Source organism: Sphingobacterium sp. N143 (genome assembly GCF_030325625.1).
In the GTDB taxonomy this organism is placed as follows: Bacteria; Bacteroidota; Bacteroidia; order Sphingobacteriales; family Sphingobacteriaceae; genus Sphingobacterium.
This window is the reverse complement of record NZ_JACAIS010000005.1, coordinates 188,669-204,994: the sequence shown is the minus strand read 5'-3', so window position 1 is coordinate 204,994 and position 16,326 is coordinate 188,669. Positions and strand designations below refer to the sequence as shown.

The following is a 16,326-nucleotide window of genomic DNA, read 5'->3' as shown; positions in this document are numbered from 1 at the left end:
TTTCACTTTTAAAGGAAGGTTACGTAAAAACGTTATAAAAGAAATGAGCTTTAAATTAAATAATAGATTCAAATCCATCTCGGGTTTTGTGCTTGCACTAGGGTTGCTTTTTGCAAATCCTATCCTTGCAAGTCAACAAGATACAGTAGCATCTGATTCTGCTAAAGTGGCGACTACTGAAGTAGCAGCCCCTGCAGCAACGGATTCGGTTGCAAAAGATACAACAGCGGCAGCAGGTACTGCAGCTGTTGCATCTGCTAGTTCTTCTACTGAGGCTAGCGCAGCTGCTCCTGCTGTTGAAGAAGTGAAGCAAATAGACCCTCAGGTTTACAAAAACTTCACATATTATGTGTTGTTGTTCTTGGTTGTTTGTACCATTGTTGCCGTTATCGGTAAAGTACTTTCTATCTATGAATTGACACGCAAGATGAACGGTAAATACAATCCGTTTGCGAATAACACATTCCAATCAGTATTGTTCTTAATTTTCCTAGTAGCATTTATTTTTGGTGTTTATTGGACATATAAACATTGGGGTATTGCGTACTGGAGGTCAGCAGCTACAGAACATGGTGTTCATATTGATAATATGTTTATTATCACAACGGCGATTGCTACATTTGTAATGCTAGTTACCCATATCTTATTGTTATCCTTCCCATATATTTATAGGATGCGCCATAACCATAAGGCATTTTATTATCCACACAACAATACGATTGAAAAAATTTGGACAATTATACCAGCTATCGTTTTGACAATCTTGGTATTGTTTGGTTTCTTTACTTGGAGAACAATTACAAATGTTCCAGAAGATCTTCGGAAATCAGCTTTACAGATAGAAGTGTTGGGCGAGCAGTTCCAATGGCAAGTGCGCTATCCAGGTTCTGATGGAATTATTGGTAAACGTAACTATAAAATGACGACACCAACAAATTCTTACGGTATTGACTTTAATGATAAAAATTCTTGGGATGATATCCAGGGAGCAGATATTGTACTTCCAGTGAATAAATCAGTTCGTTTCCATATCATTTCTAAAGATATTATTCACTCTTTCTATATTCCTGATTTCCGTGTTCAAATCAATGCGGTACCAGGTATGACCAACTACTTCCAGTTCACACCGACTGTAACAACAGAGGAAATGCGTGAACGTTTGGGAGATTATAACTATGACTTTGTCATGTTATGTAATAAAATTTGCGGTCAGGGTCACTACAACATGCAAAAGAAAGTTGTTGTCGTAACTGAAGCTGAATACAAAGAGTGGTTAGCGAAACAAAATAAATATTTTACTGAGGATCTGCAAAAAGAGTTCAGTGGTAAAACAGCTAACATAAAAAAGGATAGCGTACAGGTTACAGCATCTTTGAACTAATTAAGAATTTTTGAATATAAAATCGAATATGTCAAGTACAGTAATATCGCATAGCGCTGAACATCACGATTCGCATGGACATCATCACGAGGAATCTTTCATCAGAAAATATATCTTTTCTGGCGACCACAAGATGATTGCCAAGCAATTTTTGATCACCGGTATCATCATGGCAGTTTTTGGTATGATGTTATCCGTCCTATTTCGTATCCAGCTAGCATGGCCGGATAAGGAGTTTCCAATTTTAGAAGTTTTTTTAGGTAAATGGGCTGAGGGTGGTCGGATCAGACCGGACTTCTTCCTATCTTTAGTGACTATTCACGGTACTATTATGGTATTCTTCGTGTTAACGGCGGGTTTATCGGGTACTTTCAGTAACTTATTAATCCCTTACCAAATTGGTGCACGGGATATGGCTTCACCAACGATGAATATGTTATCTTATTGGTTGTTTTTTGTTGCCTCTGTTATTATGATTGGCTCCTTTTTTGTTGAAAGTGGGCCAGCATCTTCGGGTTGGACAATCTATCCGCCATTATCGGCTGTTCCTACCGCTATATCTGGTTCTGGAACTGGTATGACCATGTGGTTAATTAGTATGGTTTTGTTCGTCGCTTCACAGTTGATCGGTGGTATCAACTACGTCAGTACGATCTTGAACATGCGTACAAAAGGGATGGATCTATGGAAAATGCCATTGACAATCTGGGCGTTTTTCTTAACTGCCATTGTAGGTATGTTGTCATTCCCAGTTTTGGTATCTGCCGTTGTTCTTTTGATTTTTGACCGTTCGGCCGGAACATCTTTCTATTTGTCGGATTTGGTTGTTCAAGGTCAAATTTTGCCAAATGAAGGTGGTTCCCCAATTTTATTCCAGCACTTGTTCTGGTTCTTGGGGCACCCTGAGGTATATATTGTTGTCATGCCAGCATTTGGTATAACTTCTGAAGTTATTGCAACCAATTCACGTAAACCAATCTTCGGTTATCATGCCATGGTTTACTCTTTGATAGGTATTAGTACTTTATCCATGATCGTGTGGGGACACCACATGTTTGTGACAGGTATGAGTCCATTCTTAGGTGGTGTATTTATGATCACAACGTTGATTATCGCCGTTCCTTCTGCAGTAAAAGCATTTAACTACATTGCAACATTATGGAGAGGAAATATTCGATTCACTCCTGCAATGATGTTTGCTATTGGTATGGTTTCTTTCTTTATTTCTGGTGGGGTAACTGGTATTTTCTTAGGAAATGCAACCTTAGATATCAATTTGCACGATACTTACTTTGTTATAGCCCACTTCCACTTGGTAATGGGATCGGCTTCGATTTTCGGTATGCTTTGTGGGGTTTACCACTGGTATCCTAAAATGTTCGGTCGTATGATGAATACAAAATTGGGTTATTTACACTTCTGGTTGACGTTCATTGGCGCTTACCTGGTCTTCTTCCCAATGCACTTTATGGGTATTGATGGTGTGCCACGTCGTTACTATGCATTTACGGAGTTTGCTTTTATGGAAAAATGGGTGTCAGTGAATTTATTGGTCACTTGGGCAGCGATTATTGCTGCATTTGGACAAGTAGCATTTTTATGGAACTTCTTCTCATCCATCTATAAAGGTAAAAAAGCGTCTCAAAATCCTTGGCAAGCAAATACCTTGGAGTGGACTACACCTGTGGAGCATATCCATGGTAACTGGCCTGGAGAAATTCCAACCGTACACCGTTGGCCATATGACTATAGTAAGCCAGGTCATGGTGAGGACTTTATTCCTCAACATGTTCCTTTCTCTGAGACCATGGGTTCTAACTTACCTCATGACTTTGAAGGAGATGAGGAAGCTGAGCGTATCCAAGCAGAATGGAATGCTCAAAATGGTAGAAAAGATTAATCATTTAATTAGGATAGAGTAGGGATGGTACCTACTCTATGCTATACGAGTTTATATTTAAGAGGTAGGGGTAGTATGATGTTTCCAGCTGCTGAGAAGCGATTTATAAAGACCAATTTTATAACGATCATCGTATTGTTTCTGGTCGTTATTGCTGGAGGGGTTGTTCGGAGTACTGGTTCGGGCATGGGCTGTCCAGATTGGCCCAAATGTTTTAACCGTATTGTTCCGCCAACGGATATTTCACAATTACCGCAAGGGTATGAACAACATTATATTGAAGGAAGAGCAAAGAAGAACGAACGATTTGCCAAGATTGTAGAATTTTTTGGCGACAAAGAAATGGCGTATAAACTCCGGACGGACAAAAGCATTTTGCAACATGAAGAGTTTAATGTCGCAAAAACATGGACGGAGTATATCAACCGTTTAGTTGGTGTCATTTCAGGATTCTGTTTGTTATTTACTGCAATTTATTCTTTCACCTATTTAAAATCAAAAGGTTCGATCGTTGTTTGGTCAGTGATTAATCTTTTTGTGGTGGTCATTCAGGCCTGGTTGGGTTCGATCGTTGTATCAACCAATCTAATGCCTTGGATCATTACCGTACATATGCTTTTGGCGCTTGTAATTGTTTGTATCAGTATATATACTTATTTCAAGGCTGTTACGCTACGCGACAAAACTGTATTGGTTAGTAATCGTTCTTTAGGTGTTTTAAAGGTGCTTGCAATAGTGTCAATTTTACTGATGTTGACACAGGTAATCGTGGGCACAGGTGTTCGGGAAGAAGTGGATCTATTGACGGATTCTGCTGTTGCCCGTACCGATTTTATCACGACTATTGGCCAACAATTCGAAGTACATCGATGGTTGGCATATTGTTCTTTGATTTTAGTTATTGTATTATTCTTTTTGGTCCGCACCAGCTTCAATAGCGGTTCTAGGCAATTTAAGTTTGCTCTGATCGCTTTGATCTTAGTGGGTATCCAAATGCTATCAGGAATTATCTTAGCTCGATATGCAATACCTGCATTTGCACAGACAACACATTTGGTCATTGGTACACTACTATTTGGTGCCCAGTTTTACCTTTTATTATTGTTGAACAAGCAAAGGCATTAATGTTGAAATTCGAGATGTTTATGTTTAAAAGTATGTGTTTAAGTACACTGGTAGTAGGAGGTCTCTTTTAATTATGAAAGAATTTATTTCGGATTTCAACAAGCTTGTTAAGTTAAGACTTACATTGACCGTAGTATTCTCCGCGTCAATTGCTTTTCTGATCGGATCAAAACAGCAAGGTGATATCTTTTGGTTTAATTGGTTGTTGTTGACATTGGGCGGGTTTTTGGTTACAGGGTCTGCTAATGGTTTTAATGAGATCATTGAGAAAGATTTGGATAAGTTGATGAAACGTACGGAAGACAGACCACTGCCTTCTGGCCGGATGACAACGGGACAAGCACTGGTATTGAGTGTCTTTATGGGGATTTTAGGTACTTTGGTTCTTGTTCGGTTAAATTTTGTCGCTGGCTTATTGTCGGTGTTTTGTATTCTACTTTACGCATTCATCTATACACCTTTAAAAAGAAAATCACCAATAGCAGTGTTTGTGGGCGCATTTCCGGGTGCATTTCCTCCATTGATTGGATATTATGCAGCTTTTTCACAGGATGATCTGGCCTATTATAGTGGACATAACGAAGCAGCTATTATTATTATTCCTTTCGTGTTGTTTGTTATCCAATTTCTATGGCAGTTTCCACATTTCTGGGCAATTGCTTGGGTGGTGGATGACGACTATAAATTGGCAGGATTCCGGTTGTTGCCGACTACAAAACGTGATAAGATATCGGCTTTTATGGTATTCATCTCAGGATTATTGATGATTCCAGCAGGTTTTATACCTTATTATTTTGGCTTTGGTGGAATTTGGTTTACTATCGTGTCCGTGATTGGTGGATTGATGTTTGGTTATTATGGCTATTTGCTATTTAGGAATTGTGATATTCCTTCGGCAAAGAAAGTTATGTTTACCTCGTTTATCTATTTGCCTGTGACACAGCTCGTATTATTACTTAACTTTATTCCTTTGAAATAATGTTAGATACACAAACAGAAACTGACGAGAAGTTAGTACAGAGAAAGGCCCAGAAATTCAGCCTATGGTTGGGTATGTTGGGGATGTTCATGATGTTTGCCGCATGGTCCAGTGGTTTCATTGTATATTCGGCAAGTGGCGTGGACAAGGGAATCAAGACTTTACTGCCAGATACGTTTATCTATAGTACACTAAGTATAGTGGTCAGTAGTCTGACGATGTTTTTAGCACATAAGGCGGCTAAAAATGATGATTCAACCAAACAGAGATTATTTTTATTGATAACTTTTGTTTTGGGTATCGTGTTTTTTGCATTACAGGTACATGCTTGGAGTGTTTTAACAGACAGAGGTGTCTATTTTGTGAATAACAATGCATCACAGTCTTTTATTTATGCATTTACAGGTTTGCACTTGGCACATATTATTGCGGGGTTGATCGTGTTGGTTGTCGCTATTATAGGAATAACTAAACTTCCTAAAGATGGCAATCTTTTCCGCATGGATCTTGCCAGTATTTTTTGGCATTTTCTCGATCTTTTATGGATTTATATATATGTTTTCTTACTTTTGAATCAATAATAGTAAACAATGAGTACAACAGTATCGCAATTGGACAAGGTAAAGACCGGACCATGGAATGGGGGTAAGTCACCTTGGAACTTAGAATATGGAAAAATCATGATGTGGTTTTTCTTGGTAGGGGATGCCTTCACATTTTCTGCATTTTTGGTTTATTACGGGGCACAACGTTTTTCACATGCTGTTTGGCCAGATCCGGATAAGGTTTTTCAATCTATTCCAGGAATTACTGATGAAGGTCAACCTTTGGTATTCGTAGGTTTGATGACCTTTATTTTGATTATGTCTTCAGTAACGATGGTTTTGGCCGTAGAAGCTGGGCATCGAAATTCGAAGCAAGAGGTTGTTAAATGGATGCTTTGGACAATTCTCGGTGGTCTTTGTTTTGTTGGTTGTCAGGCGTTGGAATGGACCCATTTGCACCATGAAGGTTTTTGGTTTGGACGTAACCCTGCTACTGATATTGCTACACATATGGAGGGTGGAAATGTAGTTGAGAAATTGGGACACTTCTTTACCGGAGATGTATCGTATACTTCGGCGTTACAATTCGCAAATCTTTTCTTTACAATTACCGGTTTCCATGGTTTTCACGTATCTGTTGGTATTATTTTGAACATCATCATCTTGTGTATGACCTTAAATAATACATTTGAGAAAAGAGGATCATATTTAATGATTGAAAAAGTCGGTTTATATTGGCACTTTGTGGATTTGGTGTGGGTATTCGTGTTTACACTTTTCTACCTTGTATAGTTAATAATATTAATTACAAAACAGCTATGTCACAATATCAAGATAATATCGCTCATGGAGAGCATGCTCACGAAGGTGGGATGGATAAAAAGGCTATATGGAGAGTATTTGGTGTACTTCTAGCCCTTACTTGTTTGGAGTTCTTAATCGCTCTAGGCTTTGTACACCACTGGCAGATTTTAGCGAAAGGAACATTGGTTAATACGATCTATATTGTTCTTACCTTAGTTAAAGCTTATTATATTGTTGCATTCTTTATGCACTTGAAATTCGAAAAATCAAGCTTTATTGTAACGGTTGGTATAGTCTTTATATTTATTATATATTTCATTATTCTATTATTGATTGAGGGTGATTTCTTGGGTACAGCATTTCAAGAGCATCTTATTTTTCCAAATAAATAACGTGAATGAGTAATAATACTGGACAAAAGAAAGGTATAAAAAAAGTAATAGTCCTGGTCGTAATTCTTTTATTGCCAGGATTTTTATATTTTATACTAAATAAAAGTGGTTCCAATAGCTATGCTTCCTTGCCAATTTTTGGTAAAAAGGAAGTCCCTGGAACAACACATCGTAAGTGGGGGCGGGATATCCCGGATACTATATATCATACTGTTTCTCCTGTTGATTTTGTTAATTACGATGGTAAGCCGGTGCATTTGTTGGACAATGATACAACACTTTCAGTTGTCCATTTGATGTATTCCAAAGATGTTTCTTTGTCTCGAACAATGGTTAAAAAGTTAGATCAGATTGCTATTCGTTTTATTCAGAATAAGAAGGTCAAACTGTATTCTATTACAGTTGATACAGCATTTGATACACCGGAGGTGTTGGCTCAATACGCGAAAGTTTACAAGCCGTGGACTAAATCTTGGTTTTTTGTGACAGATCCTTCTGTTGATATCTTTACCTTTGCCAAGGAAAGTTTATTGCAGGATGCACATGTTAACAAAGATGGGCGCAAACCGTTTATTATTAGTTCCAACTATCTTTTACTTGATACCAAAGGACGGATAAGAGGGGTGTACGATATTAATGCAAAAACTGATGTTGATCGTCTTGAAGATGAAATTAAACTATTGTTGGTGGAGGAGATACGAAACCATCCAGCTACAATTGAACAAAAGAGATAGTTAATACCTATGGAAGAACATCTAATTAAAGAAAAGAAATACAGCAAATGGATTTGGCTGTTGTCTATTGTGATCCCCTTAGTCGTTGCGGTTCTTTTTTCTGTGAATTTGCAAAAGTTGGGTTATCATGTTAAACCATTGACTTTTTTACCGCCAATTTATGCAACGATCAATGGCATTACTGCAATTTTATTGTTTTGGGCAGTTGCTGCGATCAAGAAGGGAAATAAGTCTTTACATGAACGTCTGGTAAAATTGTGCATTGCTTGTTCTTTGGCTTTTTTAGCGATGTATGTCGCTTATCATATGACATCAATCGAAACTAAATATGGCGGAGAGGGGATATTAAGACCGATTTACTTCTTTATTTTGATCACCCATATCCTGCTTTCAATTATTATTATTCCATTTGTCCTTTTTACATTTGTAAGAGGTATTTCGGGATCTTATGCGCGACATAAAAAATTGGCACGCATAACTTATCCCATGTGGCTTTATGTTGCTGTCACTGGTGTGATCGTTTATTTGATGATTTCACCTTATTATATCAGTTAGTTTTAACATAGGAAAGAAGTTTGCTCATGAAACGAATTTGGATCTATCAGGCGGACCGTATTTTGTCTGCCGAAGAAAGTCGGCAGATATCTACAGCATTGTTGGATTTTGCGGAACAATGGAAAGTCCACGGAAAACCCTTGTCTGCTTCGGCCGAATTACGGGACAATCTATTTATTATTTTGAAAGTTGATGAGGATGTTGCCGCAGCCTCGGGCTGTTCTATCGATAGCTCCGTTCGTTTTTTAAAAGGAGTTGAAGAACAATATGGTATCCAACTTTTCGACCGGATGCAATTTGCATATAAGTCAAGCAATGGTATCGAAGTAGTCGACCGTTCTGGTTTTAAAGAATTACTGGCTGGGGGAAAAATAGATGACAGCACCATTGTTTTTGATAATACGATTACTTATGAACATCAATTGGAAAATGCCTGGGAAATTCCTTTTAAGGAAAGCTGGCATAAAAGATTGTTTGCATAACGAACATCATCTCGCATAAATAAAAAAGCCATTTCACTAATGGCTTTTTTATTTATATGGATATTATAAAATGATCAGCATCCGTCGATGCCAATTATCATCTTTTATTCCGGAATGGTATAATGATGCATGTATTTTGCAATGGCATTTGCTCTTCTATTGACGTAAGCTGAAGGATGCCGGGCATCCCATTGACGTGGATTAGGTAAGATGGCAATAATCAAAGCAGCTTGTTTTCTTGAGAGCTTACTACCTGCTTTGTTAAAGTAGTATGTTGCAGCTGCGTCGGCACCATATACGCCTTGGCCCATTTCTATCACATTAAGATAGACTTCAAGAATACGTTTCTTGCTCCAAAGTGTTTCGATTAGAATTGTAAAGTAGGTCTCAAAGCCTTTACGAAGCCAAGAGCGTCCAGGCCATAGAAAAACATTTTTGGCAACTTGCTGACTAATCGTGCTACCACCCCGCAGTGTTTTACCTTGGGCATTTTTTTTGATGGCATTTTGTATACCTTTTAAATCAAATCCCCAATGTGTCATAAAATGGGCATCTTCTCCTGCGATAGCCGCAAGTTTTAGATTTGTTGAAAGCTCATCATAGTCTAACCAGTTCTTTTCCAATTTGAATCCTTTACCTTGCTCTTTTAGTTCAAAACCCCGTTGAATCATCAGCCAGGTAACCGGTGGATTGATGAATCGCAGACTAATCACCCAAAAAAGGCTGATGCCGATAAAATATAAGATTGCCCCGCTGATGAAGCGGAGAATAGGTGATTTAATTGACTTCAGTGGATTGAAGGAAAATTTCTTAAAGGTATTTTTTTTCTTACTGGAGATATTTCGTTTCCCAGATCTCTTGATGGCCATGACTAAATTTTTTCGGATACAAACTTAGTGTATATTCTTGTTTAATGGAAATGATTATCCTATTTTTACGCTTCACAAATTTGATTTTTAACGTTGGCAAAAGAAAAAAAAGTAACCCCGTTGATGCAGCAGTATAATGCGATCAAGATTAAGTATCCTGGTACATTATTGTTGTTCCGTGTTGGCGATTTTTACGAGACATTTGGTGAGGATGCAATTAAGGCAGCCCAGATTTTGGGCATTGTATTAACGAAACGGGGAAATGGTTCGGAATCGGAAACAGCTTTGGCGGGCTTTCCACATCATTCTTTGGAAACTTATCTCCCGAAGTTAGTTCGGGACGGTCAACGTGTGGCAATCTGTGATCAGCTGGAGGACCCGAAAACGACGAAAACAATCGTCAAACGGGGCGTCACGGAACTTGTTACACCTGGTGTTTCTTACAATGATAATATAGTCCAACAAAAATCGAATAATTACTTAGCGTCAATTTATATGGAAAAAGAGAAGATCGGTGTCTCTTTTCTTGATATTTCGACGGGTGAATTTCTGGTTGCTCAAGGAAGCCTCTCCTATATTGATAAATTGTTGCAAGGATTTAAACCCACGGAAGTTATACTTCCCAAAAGACAAAGTAAGGATTTTATTGAGCAGTTCGGTGCGCAGTATTATACCTATTTTTTAGATGAATGGCCTTATACCGGTGATTATGCATCTGAAACTTTGTTAAAACACTTTGAGGTGTCTTCGATGAAAGGTTTTGGTGTTGACCGTATGACTGCCGGAATTGTTGCCGCCGGAGTTGCATTGCATTACCTTAATGAGACGGAGCACCGTAACCTACAACATATCTCTACTCTTTCTCGTATTGAAGAAGATCGGTTTATGTGGCTCGATCGGTTTACCATTCGCAATCTGGAATTGATCGGTTCGATGAACGAGAACGCGATCACATTGTCCGATGTACTGGACCATACGGCCAGCCCTATGGGGGCAAGGTTATTAAAGCGCTGGATTGTGATGCCATTAAAAGATAAGAAAAGTATTCAGGAGCGCTTAAATGTCGTGGATTTCTTTTTTAATAACCCTGATTTGAGGGATGAACTGATTGTGCAGATCAGGCAGGTTGGAGATCTGGAACGTTTGATTTCAAAGATTGGACTCCAAAAAGCTAACCCGAGAGAGATTGTTCAGCTGAAGCGTGCTTTATATGCCATCGAAAAATTAAAGGAACTCAGCGACAAAAAGGATGTAGAATCACTACGAAGTATTTCAGATCAATTGGATGCCTGTATAAGTATTCGTGCGCGGATCGAGCAGGAGCTGCAAGCTGAACCTCCAGTCGCCATCAATAAAGGAAGTGTAATTGCTGATGGAGTTGATACTGAGTTGGATAGATTACGCAAAATTGCTTTTGGTGGGAAAGACTATCTGCTTGAAATACAAAAGAGAGAATCGGAACTAACTGGAATCCCTTCACTAAAAATTGCCTTTAATAATGTATTTGGTTACTACCTGGAGGTAACGAATACGCATAAAGATAAGGTTCCAACGGAGTGGATACGTAAGCAGACATTAGTGAATGCAGAACGTTATATTACGGAAGAATTAAAGGAATATGAAGAACAGATTCTTGGTGCCGAGGAGAAAATACAGGCTTTGGAAAATAAACTGTATGCAGAATTATTGCATGCTATTGCTGAGTACATCAAACCTATTCAGCTTAATGCCCAACTTTTAGCCAAGCTGGATGTCTTGCTCAATTTTGCTGTTGTTGCAGAGAAGAACTATTATACCAAACCAGAGGTCAGTGACAGTAAGGTCTTGGATATTAAGGGAGGAAGGCACCCTGTTATTGAGAAGAATTTGCCGATAGGTGAGGATTATATTACCAATGATACTTTTCTGGATCCAACGACACAACAGATCATTATTATCACAGGGCCTAATATGGCTGGTAAATCGGCTTTATTACGTCAGACAGGATTAATTGTACTTATGGCACAGATAGGTTGTTTTGTACCGGCAAAGGAAGCTAAAATCGGCCTGGTTGATAAGATTTTCACCCGGGTTGGTGCTTCAGATAACCTATCTTCAGGCGAATCTACGTTTATGGTGGAAATGAACGAAACGGCCAGTATCATGAACAATTTGTCTGATCGGAGCCTGATCTTGCTGGATGAAATTGGAAGGGGGACAAGTACTTATGATGGGATCTCGATAGCTTGGGCCATTGCAGAATTTTTACATAACCATCCTGCGGCCAAAGCAAAAACTCTTTTTGCCACGCATTACCACGAATTAAATGAACTGACGACCTCATTAGAACGTATCAAAAATTATAATGTAACGGTAAAGGAGGTCAATAACAAAGTAATTTTCCTGCGCAAATTGATGCCGGGAGGATCCGAACATAGTTTCGGGATTCATGTGGCCAAACTTGCTGGAATGCCCCCAAAATTGTTGAGTCGGGCCAATCAGATCTTAAAACGATTGGAACAGGAACGTACCGGAGGAGAGCAGATCAAAGACAGTATGCGCAAAATCCAGAAACAGGCCTATCAACTTCAAATGTTTGCTATAGATGATCCGGTGCTAAACAAGATCAGGGATATGCTGAACAATTTGGACGTGAATTCCTTAACTCCTGTTGAGGCTTTGATGAAGCTGGACGAAATTCAGCGTTTATTAAAGAATTAATTAGGTTTGATATTAAGTCTTTGACCCATGGCTTCGATATTTCGATTTAAACAATTTGAGATTGATCAGTCTGACTGTGCGATGAAGATCAATACGGATGGGGTCCTATTGGCATCATTGGTTGATATAGATACCCCTAAAAGAGTATTGGATGTGGGGACAGGAACAGGAGTCATTGCCCTCATGTTAGCCCAGCGCATTGAAAGCGGGCTTGTCGAAGCAGTAGAAATCGACCTGCTTGCAGCGAAAATGGCCGATAAGAATTTCAAAAACTCTGTTTTTAGAGAAAGACTTGTATTATATGCTACTTCATTTCAACAATTGGAAATGACAGGCCATTATGATCTTATTGTGTCAAACCCACCTTTTTATACAGACTCCCTGCATAACCCAGATGTACGGAAGAAATTGGCGCGGCATACTGACCTGGATTTCTTTCGGGAACTTTTGGATTTTGCGGTAGAGCGTTTGAGTGTGGATGGTAAGCTGGCTCTGATCCTGCCGACGCGCCTGGCTGAAACAGTCGTGCAATTGTCGGCAGAAAAAGGATTGCATTGCACCGGAGAAATTCAAATCAGTTCCTTTGAGGGGGAACCTATCATTCGAAAAATTGTGCTATTTGAACGTCAGCCTATTGAAAGCATCCAGCTACGGAAATTTGTAATCTATTCATCTAAAGGTGTTTATTCAGAATCATACAAGCAAGCTTTAGCAGCTTACTTTTTAGCTTTTTAAACGATGACAAAAATTGGACTTCTTTCGGACACACATTCTTATTTAGATGAATCTGTCTTCACCTATTTTGCTGATTGTGATGAAATCTGGCATGTCGGAGATTTTGGTGATGTGGATGTTGCGGATCGTTTGGAAGCCTTTAAACCTCTACGGGCTGTGTATGGAAACATAGATGGTAAAGATATCCGCTTACGATTTTCGGAGGACTTAAGATTTACCTGTGAAGAAGTAAGGGTATGGATGACACATATCGGTGGGTATCCTGGTAAATATGCGCCCCGCATCAAAAGCGAACTGATGCAAGATCCGCCCCAATTGTTTATTACTGGACACTCACATATCCTTAAAGTTATTTTTGACCCGAAGATTCATTGCCTTCACCTTAATCCGGGGGCAGCAGGTAAACATGGCTGGCATAAAGTCAGGACATTAATGCGTTTTGAGATCAACAAAGACAAGATTGAGAATCTGGAAGTGATTGAACTTAAAGAACGTTAAGCCCTATTTGGGCTGTTTTATGACCGAAAGACGGACAATACTCTCTGTTACCGCAAAAAGATCATGTGGTGTTTCCGGCTCCAAGGCGACAAGCATGCCTTTGGTCAATGTGGTTTTGCTTCCTTTTATCCCAAAGTCAATACAGCCATCAATAATTTCTACAATAATTGAAGCAGCAGTTTTATGCTCTTTCAAATATTGTCCTTTGGCAAAAGCCAGACGGTATTCTTTGCTGCTCTCTGTTTCCAATAAAAGATCCATTTTGGGATGCTTTTCATGATAAGTGATGTTTTGAAAAATAGAAGCTGTTTGCATAATGATTTGATAATTTATGTTAAACTTGTTGTTGATATAAATCTTGTAAATATTTTTGTAGGATTAGAGCGTGTGTATGTTCAGTATCGTGGGCTGCATATAATAAGGTAATTATCTCTTGCTGCTGATGGTGTACTAGGAATTCTTTTCCAAAATTACTCTGCTCGAGTTCTATCCTATATTTTTTTGAGAACTCATTCCACAATTCTGGATTATGGTGAAACCATACCCGAAGTGCTTCAGAAGGAGCTAGGTCCTTATTCCATTCAGACAAATTGGCCTTTTCTTTCGTAATTCCTCTTGGCCATAATCTGTCTACGAGGACGCGTAACCCGTCTGTCGGACTTGTTGGCGCATAGATTCTTTTTAGGGCAATCTTCATGATTATTGATTATTAATGCAACAATTTAATCTGATGCTTTTGTTGTTCTGTAAAAATGACCTACAGTTTTCATGGCTGATATAAAGTTAAAGAAAATTTAATGAAAATATATCGAATAATGATTAAGTGGTGGGAAGTTTAAAGGAAATTGGATAAAAACAAATGTATTTACTGCTTGTTTCTTTGTTAGGTTGAGTTCTATAAATTGGCGTTTGAATTGAAGAGACAGATGGGAAGAGTTATTTATACAATTGGTCATTCTAATCATAGTTTGGAAAAATTTTTGGAAATGCTGGGCTCATTTTATATTCAATTATTGGTAGATGTAAGACGTTTTCCGAATTCGAGAAAATATCCTCAATTTAATCAGCTATTTTTGAGTAAGGCGCTTCGGGAAGCTGGAATTGATTATCTCCATTTGATTGATCTGGGAGGACGAAGAGCGGTTCAGCCAGATTCGAAGAATTATGCTTGGAAAAATAAATCTTTTCAAGGGTACGCTGATTATATGGAAAGTAGCGCATTTGATAAATCAATAACGCGATTAGAATCTTTAGCCACAAAGCAATTAACTGTCTATATGTGTGCGGAAGCACTGTGGTGGCGTTGTCATCGATCCTTGATTTCGGACTATTTAAAAGTCAGAGACTGGGAAGTTTGGCATATCATGGGAGTTGGCAAGGTAAAAGAACACCCATACACAAGTGTTGCTCATATTGTGAACGGTGAGTTGACATACAATTTTTAAAATGATAATTGTAAATATAATGAAGAAAGAGTTTAAAATTGGTGATCATGTGAAATGGAATTCTGAAGCAGGGGAGGTATCTGGAGTAATTGTTAACGTACATCTTGAAAATTTTGATTACAAAGGGTATACTCATCATGCGAACCCCGAAAACCCCCAGTATGAAATTAAAAGTGATAAATCAGATCACATAGCTGCTCATAAGGGTAACGCTTTGATAAAAATAAAAAAAAATAGTAAAAGATGTTTTTATCTTTTATTTGTTTTTTATACCTTTGTTCTATCGCATTAGTGATTAGTTTATAGGATTGATAATGGATATTACAACTATTTCAGACATTCGGCTTTTAGTGGATTCATTCTATGCTAAAGTAAAAAATGATCCAACTATAGGTCCTGTGTTTAATGATCGGATTATAAATTGGGATACACACCTGCAAAAAATGTATCGTTTTTGGCAGACGATTTTGCTTGGTGAACATACCTACGGCGATAGCCCCTTTCCTGTTCATGCGCAAATGCCAATTGATGCTACCCATTTTAATCGTTGGATCTTTTTGTGGCACGAGACAGTTGATGAATATTTTGAAGGTGTGGTTGCAGATGAAGCGAAATGGAGAGGAGATAAGATGGCAACTGTTTTCTTATCCAAGATTACATACTATAGAACTAATCATATTAATCCGATGCTATAACAATCGGGGATCTAGCTATGGGAATATTTTCTAAAACATGTGAGTATGCAATGAGAGCAATGTTTTATATTGCGCAGCGATCTCAAGAAGGTCATCGGTCAGGTATTAAGGAAATAGCGGAGCATATTGACTCTCCAGAGCATTTTCTAGCTAAGATTTTACAAAAATTGAGTAAAGATGGTTTGGTTCAGTCTATAAAGGGGCCAAACGGCGGTTTTTATTTAGATTCAAAAGGGTTGGACCTACCATTGGCAGAGATTGTTGTTGCATTTGAAGGGGAGAAGCTGTTTACAGGCTGTGGTTTGGGATTAAGTTACTGTTCGGAGGAAAACCCCTGTCCATTGCATAACGATTTTAAGGAAGTAAGAAATAAACTGACTCTTATGTTGAATACTACAACGATAGGGCAATTTAATTATGAGCTAATTGCTGGGCAGTTGACATTAAACAAGTAAAATTTTTTCACTAAATAAAAGACAAAAATATC

The 16,326-nt window shown here is 38.4% G+C and carries 20 protein-coding genes; 17 read left to right on the top strand and 3 right to left on the bottom strand.

What is annotated here, in order from left to right; translation table 11 throughout:
- The first annotated feature begins 43 nt into the window (after positions 1 to 43).
- The 10 genes from HX021_RS11930 (at position 44) to HX021_RS11885 (ending at position 8,897) form a co-directional block, all read left to right on the top strand.
- Positions 44 to 1,381, top strand: a complete 1,338-nt coding sequence (locus tag HX021_RS11930) for a cytochrome c oxidase subunit II (protein ID WP_286590583.1) — start codon at positions 44 to 46, stop codon at positions 1,379 to 1,381.
- A 28-nt stretch (positions 1,382 to 1,409) separates the two neighbouring features.
- Positions 1,410 to 3,281 (top strand): cytochrome c oxidase subunit I, encoded by a 1,872-nt coding sequence (locus HX021_RS11925; protein ID WP_286590582.1) that lies wholly within the window; start codon positions 1,410 to 1,412, stop codon positions 3,279 to 3,281.
- A gap of 75 nt (positions 3,282 to 3,356) precedes the next feature.
- Entirely contained in the window at positions 3,357 to 4,406 is a 1,050-nt protein-coding gene (locus HX021_RS11920) for a COX15/CtaA family protein (RefSeq protein ID WP_286590581.1), read from the top strand.
- A 73-nt stretch (positions 4,407 to 4,479) separates the two neighbouring features.
- Positions 4,480 to 5,385: a heme o synthase gene (cyoE, locus tag HX021_RS11915; protein WP_286590580.1), complete on the top strand. Its 906-nt coding sequence runs from the start codon at positions 4,480 to 4,482 to the stop codon at positions 5,383 to 5,385.
- On the top strand, positions 5,385 to 5,966 hold the full coding sequence (locus HX021_RS11910) for a cytochrome c oxidase subunit 3 (RefSeq protein ID WP_286590579.1): 582 nt from the start codon (positions 5,385 to 5,387) through the stop codon (positions 5,964 to 5,966). The genes cyoE and HX021_RS11910 overlap by 1 nt, the downstream gene beginning before the upstream one ends.
- A 9-nt stretch (positions 5,967 to 5,975) precedes the next feature.
- Positions 5,976 to 6,722, top strand: coding sequence for a cytochrome c oxidase subunit 3 (locus tag HX021_RS11905; protein WP_286590578.1), 747 nt, complete (start codon positions 5,976 to 5,978; stop codon positions 6,720 to 6,722).
- 26 nt (positions 6,723 to 6,748) lie between these two features.
- Positions 6,749 to 7,126: a cytochrome C oxidase subunit IV family protein gene (locus HX021_RS11900; RefSeq protein ID WP_286590577.1), complete on the top strand. Its 378-nt coding sequence runs from the start codon at positions 6,749 to 6,751 to the stop codon at positions 7,124 to 7,126.
- Positions 7,127 to 7,131: 5 nt separating this feature from the next.
- Entirely contained in the window at positions 7,132 to 7,860 is a 729-nt protein-coding gene (locus tag HX021_RS11895; protein WP_286590576.1) for an SCO family protein, read from the top strand.
- 9 nt (positions 7,861 to 7,869) lie between these two features.
- Entirely contained in the window at positions 7,870 to 8,415 is a 546-nt protein-coding gene (locus tag HX021_RS11890; protein ID WP_286590575.1) for a DUF420 domain-containing protein, read from the top strand.
- 26 nt (positions 8,416 to 8,441) lie between these two features.
- Complete coding sequence (locus HX021_RS11885; RefSeq protein WP_286590574.1) at positions 8,442 to 8,897, top strand: ABC transporter ATPase; 456 nt, start codon at positions 8,442 to 8,444, stop codon at positions 8,895 to 8,897.
- A 104-nt stretch (positions 8,898 to 9,001) separates the two neighbouring features.
- Here the strand turns inward: HX021_RS11885 and mtgA are convergent, their stop codons facing one another.
- Entirely contained in the window at positions 9,002 to 9,766 is a 765-nt protein-coding gene (gene mtgA / locus HX021_RS11880; protein ID WP_286590573.1) for a monofunctional biosynthetic peptidoglycan transglycosylase, read from the bottom strand.
- Positions 9,767 to 9,859: 93 nt separating this feature from the next.
- On the opposite strand from mtgA, the gene mutS reads away from it, so the two are divergent.
- From mutS to HX021_RS11865, 3 genes are read left to right on the top strand one after another with little or no spacing between them, the layout of a single operon-like run.
- The gene (gene mutS / locus HX021_RS11875) at positions 9,860 to 12,466 is read left to right on the top strand and encodes a DNA mismatch repair protein MutS (RefSeq protein ID WP_286590572.1); all 2,607 of its coding nucleotides are present in this window, start codon (positions 9,860 to 9,862) and stop codon (positions 12,464 to 12,466) included.
- Between the two features lie 27 nt (positions 12,467 to 12,493).
- Positions 12,494 to 13,201: a tRNA1(Val) (adenine(37)-N6)-methyltransferase gene (locus HX021_RS11870; protein ID WP_286590571.1), complete on the top strand. Its 708-nt coding sequence runs from the start codon at positions 12,494 to 12,496 to the stop codon at positions 13,199 to 13,201.
- Positions 13,202 to 13,204: 3 nt separating this feature from the next.
- Positions 13,205 to 13,699, top strand: a complete 495-nt coding sequence (locus HX021_RS11865) for a metallophosphoesterase family protein (RefSeq protein WP_286590570.1) — start codon at positions 13,205 to 13,207, stop codon at positions 13,697 to 13,699.
- 3 nt (positions 13,700 to 13,702) lie between these two features.
- Here the strand turns inward: HX021_RS11865 and HX021_RS11860 are convergent, their stop codons facing one another.
- On the bottom strand, positions 13,703 to 14,014 hold the full coding sequence (locus tag HX021_RS11860) for a cupin domain-containing protein (RefSeq protein WP_286590569.1): 312 nt from the start codon (positions 14,012 to 14,014) through the stop codon (positions 13,703 to 13,705).
- Positions 14,015 to 14,033: 19 nt separating this feature from the next.
- Positions 14,034 to 14,396 (bottom strand): DUF488 domain-containing protein, encoded by a 363-nt coding sequence (locus HX021_RS11855; protein ID WP_286590568.1) that lies wholly within the window; start codon positions 14,394 to 14,396, stop codon positions 14,034 to 14,036.
- Between the two features lie 229 nt (positions 14,397 to 14,625).
- Between HX021_RS11855 and HX021_RS11850 the strand changes: the two genes are divergently transcribed.
- The 4 genes from HX021_RS11850 to HX021_RS11835 are packed head-to-tail and all read left to right on the top strand — an operon-like array spanning position 14,626 to position 16,294.
- On the top strand, positions 14,626 to 15,144 hold the full coding sequence (locus HX021_RS11850) for a DUF488 domain-containing protein (RefSeq protein WP_286590567.1): 519 nt from the start codon (positions 14,626 to 14,628) through the stop codon (positions 15,142 to 15,144).
- Between the two features lie 19 nt (positions 15,145 to 15,163).
- Complete coding sequence (locus HX021_RS11845) at positions 15,164 to 15,436, top strand: hypervirulence associated TUDOR domain-containing protein (RefSeq protein WP_286590565.1); 273 nt, start codon at positions 15,164 to 15,166, stop codon at positions 15,434 to 15,436.
- A 22-nt stretch (positions 15,437 to 15,458) separates the two neighbouring features.
- A complete protein-coding gene (locus HX021_RS11840; protein ID WP_286590563.1) occupies positions 15,459 to 15,839 on the top strand; it encodes a group III truncated hemoglobin in 381 nt (126 codons plus the stop codon).
- 17 nt (positions 15,840 to 15,856) lie between these two features.
- Complete coding sequence (locus HX021_RS11835; RefSeq protein ID WP_286590562.1) at positions 15,857 to 16,294, top strand: RrF2 family transcriptional regulator; 438 nt, start codon at positions 15,857 to 15,859, stop codon at positions 16,292 to 16,294.
- Positions 16,295 to 16,326: the final 32 nt, after the last annotated feature.

Coding starts and splice junctions, on each gene's coding strand:
- HX021_RS11930 (WP_286590583.1), top strand. CDS start 44: ATGAGCTTTAAATTAAATAATAGATTCAAATCCATCTCGGGTTTTGTG.
- HX021_RS11925 (WP_286590582.1), top strand. CDS start 1,410: ATGTCAAGTACAGTAATATCGCATAGCGCTGAACATCACGATTCGCAT.
- HX021_RS11920 (WP_286590581.1), top strand. CDS start 3,357: ATGATGTTTCCAGCTGCTGAGAAGCGATTTATAAAGACCAATTTTATA.
- cyoE (WP_286590580.1), top strand. CDS start 4,480: ATGAAAGAATTTATTTCGGATTTCAACAAGCTTGTTAAGTTAAGACTT.
- HX021_RS11910 (WP_286590579.1), top strand. CDS start 5,385: ATGTTAGATACACAAACAGAAACTGACGAGAAGTTAGTACAGAGAAAG.
- HX021_RS11905 (WP_286590578.1), top strand. CDS start 5,976: ATGAGTACAACAGTATCGCAATTGGACAAGGTAAAGACCGGACCATGG.
- HX021_RS11900 (WP_286590577.1), top strand. CDS start 6,749: ATGTCACAATATCAAGATAATATCGCTCATGGAGAGCATGCTCACGAA.
- HX021_RS11895 (WP_286590576.1), top strand. CDS start 7,132: ATGAGTAATAATACTGGACAAAAGAAAGGTATAAAAAAAGTAATAGTC.
- HX021_RS11890 (WP_286590575.1), top strand. CDS start 7,870: ATGGAAGAACATCTAATTAAAGAAAAGAAATACAGCAAATGGATTTGG.
- HX021_RS11885 (WP_286590574.1), top strand. CDS start 8,442: ATGAAACGAATTTGGATCTATCAGGCGGACCGTATTTTGTCTGCCGAA.
- mtgA (WP_286590573.1), bottom strand. CDS start 9,766: ATGGCCATCAAGAGATCTGGGAAACGAAATATCTCCAGTAAGAAAAAA.
- HX021_RS11870 (WP_286590571.1), top strand. CDS start 12,494: ATGGCTTCGATATTTCGATTTAAACAATTTGAGATTGATCAGTCTGAC.
- HX021_RS11865 (WP_286590570.1), top strand. CDS start 13,205: ATGACAAAAATTGGACTTCTTTCGGACACACATTCTTATTTAGATGAA.
- HX021_RS11860 (WP_286590569.1), bottom strand. CDS start 14,014: ATGCAAACAGCTTCTATTTTTCAAAACATCACTTATCATGAAAAGCAT.
- HX021_RS11855 (WP_286590568.1), bottom strand. CDS start 14,396: ATGAAGATTGCCCTAAAAAGAATCTATGCGCCAACAAGTCCGACAGAC.
- HX021_RS11850 (WP_286590567.1), top strand. CDS start 14,626: ATGGGAAGAGTTATTTATACAATTGGTCATTCTAATCATAGTTTGGAA.
- HX021_RS11845 (WP_286590565.1), top strand. CDS start 15,164: ATGAAGAAAGAGTTTAAAATTGGTGATCATGTGAAATGGAATTCTGAA.
- HX021_RS11840 (WP_286590563.1), top strand. CDS start 15,459: ATGGATATTACAACTATTTCAGACATTCGGCTTTTAGTGGATTCATTC.
- HX021_RS11835 (WP_286590562.1), top strand. CDS start 15,857: ATGGGAATATTTTCTAAAACATGTGAGTATGCAATGAGAGCAATGTTT.